The 8,606-nt window shown below is 47.8% G+C and carries 7 protein-coding genes; 6 read left to right on the forward strand and 1 reads right to left on the reverse strand.

All coding sequences use genetic code 11. The annotated features are described in order from the left end of the window. Positions 1-25: 25 nt before the first annotated feature. The 6 genes from L691_RS0103575 (at position 26) to L691_RS0103600 (ending at position 4,699) form a co-directional block, all read left to right on the forward strand. On the forward strand, positions 26-478 hold the full coding sequence (locus tag L691_RS0103575; RefSeq protein ID WP_025688834.1) for a 3-oxoacyl-[acyl-carrier-protein] synthase III C-terminal domain-containing protein: 453 nt from the start codon (positions 26-28) through the stop codon (positions 476-478). 353 nt (positions 479-831) lie between these two features. Beyond that, on the forward strand, positions 832-1,374 hold the full coding sequence (locus L691_RS30475; protein ID WP_025688835.1) for a DUF4183 domain-containing protein: 543 nt from the start codon (positions 832-834) through the stop codon (positions 1,372-1,374). A gap of 89 nt (positions 1,375-1,463) precedes the next feature. Next, a complete protein-coding gene (locus L691_RS0103585) occupies positions 1,464-1,784 on the forward strand; it encodes a DUF4183 domain-containing protein (RefSeq protein WP_025688836.1) in 321 nt (106 codons plus the stop codon). Positions 1,785-2,323: 539 nt separating this feature from the next. Further along, on the forward strand, positions 2,324-2,752 hold the full coding sequence (locus L691_RS0103590; RefSeq protein WP_025688837.1) for an Rrf2 family transcriptional regulator: 429 nt from the start codon (positions 2,324-2,326) through the stop codon (positions 2,750-2,752). A gap of 147 nt (positions 2,753-2,899) precedes the next feature. Next, entirely contained in the window at positions 2,900-3,808 is a 909-nt protein-coding gene (locus L691_RS0103595) for a prolyl oligopeptidase family serine peptidase (RefSeq protein WP_025688838.1), read from the forward strand. A gap of 267 nt (positions 3,809-4,075) precedes the next feature. Continuing rightward, positions 4,076-4,699, forward strand: a complete 624-nt coding sequence (locus L691_RS0103600; protein ID WP_025688839.1) for an ester cyclase — start codon at positions 4,076-4,078, stop codon at positions 4,697-4,699. Positions 4,700-5,232: 533 nt separating this feature from the next. Here L691_RS0103600 and L691_RS0103605 read toward each other — a convergent pair. Further along, positions 5,233-8,606: sulfite reductase subunit alpha (locus L691_RS0103605; protein WP_025688840.1), on the reverse strand; the 3,374-nt coding region annotated here is incomplete at its 5' end.

Raw genomic sequence — 8,606 nt, forward strand, 5'->3', positions numbered from 1 at the left:
CTTCAAGTGTTAGCTAAGTGGGGGAGTGTTCAATGATTCTTCATTCTACACGGATTCTTCGCTGCATAATACGATTGTTCTGCCTGCCAAGGGGTTCTCCAATATTTACAGGGAGGACTTGGAAGAGAGCGACAAACGAATCGAATGGCTGCCGTTCGATACGGATGAAGCTTTCTTGAGTGCGAAGAACGCCATCGAAAGACTGCTCAAGGAGAACGGACTAACCAAGTCGGATGTCAAAAAGTACTTCCTGTCTCAATTTGCCAAGAAAAATATAGATATCATCTGCGATCAGCTTAACGAAGACCCTGAGAAGTTCAAGTTTATTGGGGATGAGTTTGGCTACACAGGGACAAGCAGTCCGTTTATTGCGTTTGCCAAATCAATTGAAGAGGGCGAAATCAAACGCGGCGATGTCATCATCTTCTGGTCGGTAGGGGCGGGAATTACTTCTTGCAATGTGATTTATAAATATTAGCTGTAAATAAGAACGACAGTCAAAGAAGCGAACGGCTTACCCAAGTGGGTAAACCGTCCGCTTTCATTAATTTAGCGGTGCTTGCTTCTGTGTTCCCAGCGATTAATTCCGCGAATCTCCCTAGCAATGTCAGGTAGGCTATTAGCCTATGCATCTCAGCACGTTCAAATTTCTCAATTCAAAGGCAAGAAATTGTCTTGCTGCTCGTACTACTTGAAGGTGGGGACAGTTTGACGCTTTCGTTTAGTCTAGGCAGAGTGTTAGGCTGCTGTACGGTTCGCTTTCCTCCTATTCAGCATTAGACTGTAACATAGCAGTCAAAAGGCATATTATAATTAATGGAGGTGTTAAGATTGGGTAACTGCAATAGTAATCCTAAAAAAAAATGTAAGAAAAAAATTGTAGTTTGCCCTGCAAAAAGAAAAAAAATCTGTAAAAAGAGCATTGTAATAAACGGTTCTCCTAAAAGAAAGAAAAAACTTAAAAAGACTTTATTTATCAGAAAAATCATCCGTTTTTCTATACAGCCTCCACAAATCAATATCATTTTCCTAATGGGTAAGCAGAAGGCGATCATACCTCCAAAAGACACGACAGTAAGTATTTTGCCAAAGATAGAAAGATACTTTTACATTGTGAGCACTGATATACATTTGAGCTCTATAAAAACGATTGCAGCGAATCAATTCATTAATGATGATGGAGAGACGGTAGATCAATTTAAAGATTTTGGTCAAAACGGATATTATAATCTCTATATCAATGCTGTATTACAAGAAGGGAAGCTGTATACGGTAAGTAAAGAATCTTTAACTATAATACCTACTGGCCAATCGATTTCTTCCGGCACTCCTATTATATTAGAATCTGTAGGCTTTGAAGCGGAACTTTCTTGAAAATATGATTCATTTCAACTCTATAATCTGCCCTTCCAATATAAAACTCGCTTGAGTAAACTGTATTGTAGAAAGGAGGTGTGTTTCAAATGGCGCTTTCCATTATTAATATTAATGTTAATGTTACAGGAACTTCGAACCGTTTTTTCAATGTTCTGGCTGCTCCTTTATCCATTACACCCGCATCCACTCTTGCGGCTACCACTTTTTTAGATGACACAGGAACTGCCGTTACCGCTTTCCCGGTTGTTGTGAATGGCTATTACAATTTTTATATAAACGGCGTGATGCAAGAAGGTGGAACTTATACAATTTCTGCTACAGAAATCACTTTTAACGGGGTTACCGCAACGATTACAGCCGGCACTCCATTAGTTGTAGAAGCAGTAGAAATAGCTACAGTAATCTAAACATCGTAGATTCAATGAGATCGAAACTTAATGACTGCTAATCTTTATTAGCGGTCATTTAGTGTTTTCAAATCATATGCTTGATGTACGCAATGGTATTTGGAGGCTTTGCTAAACAGCCTCAAATTCCTGCAGGATAGCAGGATTCCCCAGTGTATAAGCGTATTGGGTATGAAAACGTTCCGATGAACAATCCCTAAGCGAGTGTCTGATTGGGACAGCATCAATAGACATCCCGCAAATACCGCTTGCTGAGCGACATCTCTTTTGCATAATCCTTCGCTGCATCCGCAGTCATCCCGCTGAATGACTGTTCGGAGCGCACCAACTAGTGGGAGATAAAGCCGATCAGAATAATCAGCATATTGGTGCTTTTTTACTAAAGATTAATGGTTGCAGCTTGTTCCACAGTTCGCGTACCTTGAAAGCCATTTATTTTACATCCGTGTTATCGGTCTAGGGGTCGTACAGAGTTACGTGTAGGAGTTGACAATGCGCTATGTTGTAAGTATCGTTATTACAACGAAAGGGTGATTATGTTGAGAAGCAGCAGCCGGTTTTCAATAGCCGTTCATATGTTATCCCTGATTCACGTCCGGACGGATCTTCTGACCTCGGAGCAGATCGCCGACAGCGTTAACACGAATCCGGTAATTATCCGTCAAATCAGCAGGCTGTTAAAAAAAGCCGGTCTGCTTGATGTGAAACGTGGCTCCGGCGGGGCCTTCTTGCTAAAGGATGCCGCTGACATCTCCTTATATGACGTCTATAAAGCCGTTGAGGTGGTAGAGGAAGGCGAACTGTTCCATACACATGACAATCCGAACCCGAATTGTTGGGTGGGAGCCAATATTAACCAGGTGTTGGAGCTGATTTTATTAAAAGCCCAAACCGCTATGGAACAGATCCTGCAAGAAGTCTCTATCAAAGAAATAACGGAGCTAATTGTTCAAAGAAAGAATGCTTAATGCTTCTGCGGAAGCATAATTTTTTTAAGTTTGTTGTAATGATTCTGTTTACAACGGTATTTAATTTTGAAAGGGGTGAGGATGATGTAAGGGCAGATACTCAATGCCAATCATTTTCACTTTTGACTATTAAGGGAGGAACATCAAATGACAGATATCAGCAATACAGAAACGGAAATCAAGGTGCTTGAATGGGAGCAAAATGTTAATTCGTACGTACAACTGATCCCTAATATTGAGTTCTCCAATGTAGAGGGAAATTCATTGAAATTAAATCTGCTGGTATATCGGGACCCGATGGATGCGTTATTTAACAGGGAAGGAAACAAAGAACAATACCCCTTGATTATTTATTTGCAAGGCTGTGGATGGGGATGGTCGGAGCAGGATATTTTCGCGTTCGTCCCCCAACTGGCGGAATTTGCGAAACAAGGCTACGTTGTCGCAACAGTGCAATACAGAGGGAGCAGAGAAGCGCTTTTCCCAGGTCAGCTTCAGGATGTGAAGACGGCTGTACGCTTCTTAAAAGCCAATGCCTCCCAGTATAATATTGATCCGGAGCGAGTCGGGGTATGGGGAGATTCATCCGGTGCGCATCTGGCTCTTTTGCTTGGCTTGACGGAAGGGATCGAAGAATTTACGGGCGACAGGGAGTATCTTGAGGAATCCAGCCGGGTTCAGGTCATTGTGGACTGGTTCGGTCCGACGGATCTTCTGTCTATGAGTCAATATCCGTCTGTGTTTGACCATGATTCACCGCATTCGCCGGAATCGAAGCTGGTGGGCGGGGCTATTCAAGAGCATAAAGAGAAAGCGAGAAAGGCAAGTCCAAGTCAATATGTGCGTCCTGATGCGCCCCCGATCTTAATGATGCATGGGGATCAAGACGATGTTGTTCCTTATGAGCAAAGCCTTGAATTTTATAAAGCGATGAAGCAGGCGGGCAATGATGTAACTTTGTATAAAATAAATGGTGTCGGACATATTGCTTTTTCCCAGCCGCATACGCTTGAAGTCGTTAAATCGTTCTTTGAGTCCCATTTAAAAGACCGTTAATTCAGTTCAGCCGCTATTTTTGAAAAGCATACAAAACAAAAGGGAGACGAGTTTGAGTAAAATTCGGGCTTCATTTTGTTTGTTAAATAACCCCGATAATTCACAATAATATACTTAATGAAACTATATGAATAAAATATCACTACTTCCAAAAATGAAATTAATACATTTATAATATCGTTGTGATCCGATAAACCATTCCGAAATGAAGAGGTGACTAAAAGAAGATTACTGGTTACCGGATTAACTAATACTTGGAGGAACATAATGATTTCAAAAAAGAAGCTAATTCAATCGATTGCTGGTGCTGCACTCATCCTTGGAACAGTGCTGCTCGTATCAGCATGCGGTAATGCGGCTACGGGTGATAAAACCGCTGCCCCCCCAAAAACAACTGAAGCCCCCAAAGCGATTCAGCTGTTGAAGGATCTTCCACAGCCCAAATCAATCACAATTGATCCTGCTCTGACTGCAAGTGAGGCTGAGACAATGGTTCAAACCGCGCAGCGCTTTTACGCATTCTGGAATACGGGCAATGAGGATTTTATATCGCAGGCCGTTTCACCGGACTTCATGGATAACACGCTGCCGAAGGGACGGCCTCAAGGTCCAGAAGGCTTGAAATTCGCTTCAAGCAGGTTCCGCAAAATCGTTCCTGATTTGCAGTGCAGCATCGAGGATTTATTGGTAGTTGGGGACAAGGTAACCGCCCGTCTCGCATTCACTGGTACGGACACAGGCGAGTTCATGGGGAACAAGCCGACCGGAAAGCCCATTCATTTCATGGCGATCGATATTTTACGCATCAAGGATGGGAAACTTGTTGAAGATTGGCACTTGGAAGATAATTTGACGTTCATGCAGCAAATCGGCGTCGTGCCGGAAAATTAACCCTGCTAGGACTCCATTTCATTTAAAAGAGTGTGTCCCATAAGCCATGGAAATGGCTGCTGGGACGATTCTTTGAGGGGAATTTAGGCAGGTGTACAGGGTAAATGTATTTCCAGTCCCTGGAGCATGATGAAGCAAAGTAAGCAAAAACCTGAGATTGTGCAACTTTTGGTCGCCTGAGAACAGCGTTTGTATAACATGCCTACGGAAATACAGGCTTTTCTCCGCTCAGCCTCAAATTCAGTCAGCACAGCCTCAAATTCCTACAGGATAGCAGGATTTCCCAGTGTATAAGCATATTAGGTAATAAAAGCTGCATCTTAGCTGTTTTACAAGACCGGGCCGCTCTAAAAATCTTTTTCGAGTCTCCCAAATTCACTTTCTTACTCTATGAAAACGTTCCGATGAACAATCCCTAAGCGAGTGCCTGATTCCTAACCTGATTCCATGAAGGGGCGACGAATAGAACACATACGCCGGCGGGTCTCTCAATAACCGAAAGACCTGCCGGCTTTTCCACATATGGGACAGCATCAATAGACATCCCGCAAATACCGTTTCCCCAGCGACATCTCTTTCACATAATCCTTCGCTGCGTCCGCCGTCATCCCGCCATGCTGCTGAATGACTGTTCGGAGTGCGGCATCCACCTCTTTGGCCATTTGATTGGCATCTCCACACACATAAAAGCGGGCGCCTTCCTGAAGCCAGGCCCAGAGCTCCGCTCCATGCTCGATTATGCGGTGCTGGACATAGATTTTGTCGGCTTGGTCGCGGGAGAAAGCCGTATCCAGACGATGCAGGAAGCCTGCCTTCCAGAAAGCTTCGAGTTCATCCCTGAAGTAAAAATCGCAATCCTCGCGCTGTTCCCCGAAGATCAGCCAGTTCTTGCCTCTAGCCCCGGTCGCTTGGCGCTCCTGCAGGAAGCCGCGGAATGGAGCGATTCCGGTACCCGGCCCGACCATGATCATCGGCGTATCCGGATTGGCCGGCGGACGGAAATGAGCGTTCTTTTGAATAAAAATCGGAATTTCCGTATCCGGAGCGGCAAGGTCGGCGAGGAATGTGGAGCATACGCCCTTTCGGGAGTTGCCCTTATAATCGTAACGTAAGGTCGAGACCGTGATATGAACCTCGTCCGGGTTCGCTTTCGGGCTGGATGAAATAGAGTACAGGCGGGGCTGCAAAGGCTTGAGCAGCGGAGTAAACTCCGCCGCGCTCATGGATACCGGAAACTCCTGCAGCACATCGATCAGCTGACGCCCCCACAGCCAATCCTTCAGGTTTGCCTGGTTTTCACTTTTTAGCAGCTCGTTCAGCCGTTCATTTTGTGACCGATCCCGGATAAACCGGAGCATTTCCGGAGCTATACGGGCAATCTCGAAGTGACGGAGCAGCGCAATGCCCAGCGGCATTTCTCCCTGGCCTTTTATCATAACTTTCACGGAGGGTTCCAGTTTAACCGCGCTTAGTATATCACTAACTAGTTCAGGACAATTGGCCGGCCATACGCCCAGAGCGTCGCCTGCTTCGTACTGCAACCCGGTATCTTTAAGGTCGAAAGCGTAGTGACGGGTTTCTTTCTCGGAATTCTCTTTATTGAGGCGCCGGTTGAACAGGATGCGCGAATGCACCGGGTAGTTTCGGTTGTATCCGCGCTGCTCTGTGACCAGCGAAGCTGCATCAGGTGCAGAAGCTTGGGCCGATTTACCGGTAACTGCGTTTGAAAGTAGCGCTTGCTCCGGCGAGCTTGCATGCTCGCTTAACAATTCTGCAACGGTATTCGTCCACGTCTCAGCCTGTTCCTGATAATCCGTATCGCAAGGAGCGCATTCAAGCAGCCGCTGCGCGCCAAGCTCCGTAAGACGGGCATCCAGATTTCGTCCGAATCCGCAAAATTGATCGTAATTCGAATCGCCGAAGGCGAGAACGGCATACCGCAGGTTCGGCAAAAGAGGCGCATGATCCGCTTGCAGGGAGTGGAAGAAGCTTTCTCCGTTGTCCGGTGGATCACCGGCACCGAAAGTGCTGGCAATGAACAGGACAAAGCGCTCCTTGGCCAGATCCGGTACGGTGTATTGATTCATATTAACGAGTCTAATATCATAACCCGCTTCCTGCAGCTTCTTCGCGCAGCCGATTGCCGCACCTTCCGCATTTCCGGTCTGCGAGGCCCAGAGAATGGTGACAGGAAGTCCGACCGGAGCCTGCGGCGCCGATGCCGCCGCCGTTTCCAGGTTAGACATCGCCTCTTCCTCGGGAAGGGAGCTGCGCGAGAACATCCCGGCCAGCAGGCCGTCTACCCAATAACGTTTGGACGATTCAAGCGGGGCGGTAGGGGGCAGAACCGGAATGCCGGACGCCGCTTGCGAGTCACCGGTGCGCAGACTTGTAATGAAGCCTGATAAATAGGCTTGTTCGTGATGATCCAGCGTGACGGTTTTGGGGGATTGAAGGCCCAACAGACTTTCGAGCGTATCCAGTTGCGCCAAATACAATTCCTCCTTTGGATTGACGGTGTTTGCGTTGGTTGGAAGCGGAGTTTGAATTCCAGCATTATCCGGCAGATTCAGCTCCAATGATGGGCGTCCTACAGCCTTGACCAGCGAGACAGAACAAAATTTCAATTCAGGTTGAAAGGATAGGGGATCAACCGAATCATTAGTGACGTCGTTTATCGCCAGATTCGTCCCGAATACATCATTCCAGTGGAAGGGGGCGAAGCAGTTTCCAGGCCGCACCCGATCATTAATGACTGCCGGAAGAATGGCCCGCCCCCGTCTCGAACGGATTTCTACCGAATCCTGATCTGTAATTCCAAGCATCGCCGCATCTTCCGGGTGAATTTCTATAAAGGGACCCGGGTTCAGTTTATTCAGCGTTGGGATCTTTCCCGTCTTGGTTAAGGTGTGCCATTGATGCTGCAATCGGCCCGAGTTCAGTACAAATGGATATTCGTTGTCCGGCATTTCCGCAGGCGGCAGATACGGGCGCGCCCAGAATACTGCTTTTCCGCTTGCCGTCGGGAAGACGATACGCGGAGTGCCGCTATTTGCAGGCTCTTTCGGCGCAGGCGTACTGCCGGCTTCATTGTGCAAATAGCGGATCGGGTTACGGTCGCTCGTGCTGTCCGGAGCACAAGGCCACTGAACCGGCGTTTCACGCAGCCTTTCATAAGTTGCGCCGCGAATATCATAGCCGGTCTTCGGATTCCATGCCTGCTGGATTTCCCGGTAGACCTCTGCTGAGGAACTGTAGGAAAAAGCCTCGGAATAGCCCATTTCGCAGGCTACCCGGGCGATAATCTGCCAGTCGGGAAGAGCTTCTCCTGGCGGCTCGACTGCCTTCTGCATCATGGTCAGGTTGCGCTCGGAATTGATCATTACGCCTTCGGCTTCGGACCATAACGCGCCGGGCAGCAGGATATCCGCGAACCGGTTCGTCTCGGTATCCAGAAATGCATCCTGCGTAATAACGAGTTCGGCAGCCTCCAGTCCTGCGATAACGTTCTTGCGGTTCGGCACGGTAGCCACCGGATTGGTGCAGATAATCCAGCAGGCTTTGATATCGCCGGATTTCATGCTTTCGAACATGGATACGGTGCCGGTGCCCACTTCGGTACGAAGGGTTCCCTCGGGAATCTTCCACATCTCTTCGATAAACCTGCGGTCGGCTTCGTCCAGGACGGAACGCTGACCGGGCAAGCCGGGCCCCATGTAACCCATCTCCCGCCCGCCCATGGCGTTAGGCTGGCCGCTGAGAGAGAAGGGGCCGCTTCCCGGGCGGCATATGGCCCCTGCAGCAAGATGCAGATTGCAGATGGCGTTCGTGTGCCAGGTGCCGTGCGTGCTCTGATTGAGGCCCATGGTCCAGCAGGTCATCCAATTCGGCGACCCGCCAATCCATT

Source organism: Paenibacillus zanthoxyli JH29, from assembly GCF_000520715.1.
GTDB classification, from domain to species: domain Bacteria; phylum Bacillota; class Bacilli; order Paenibacillales; family Paenibacillaceae; genus Paenibacillus_AQ; species Paenibacillus_AQ zanthoxyli.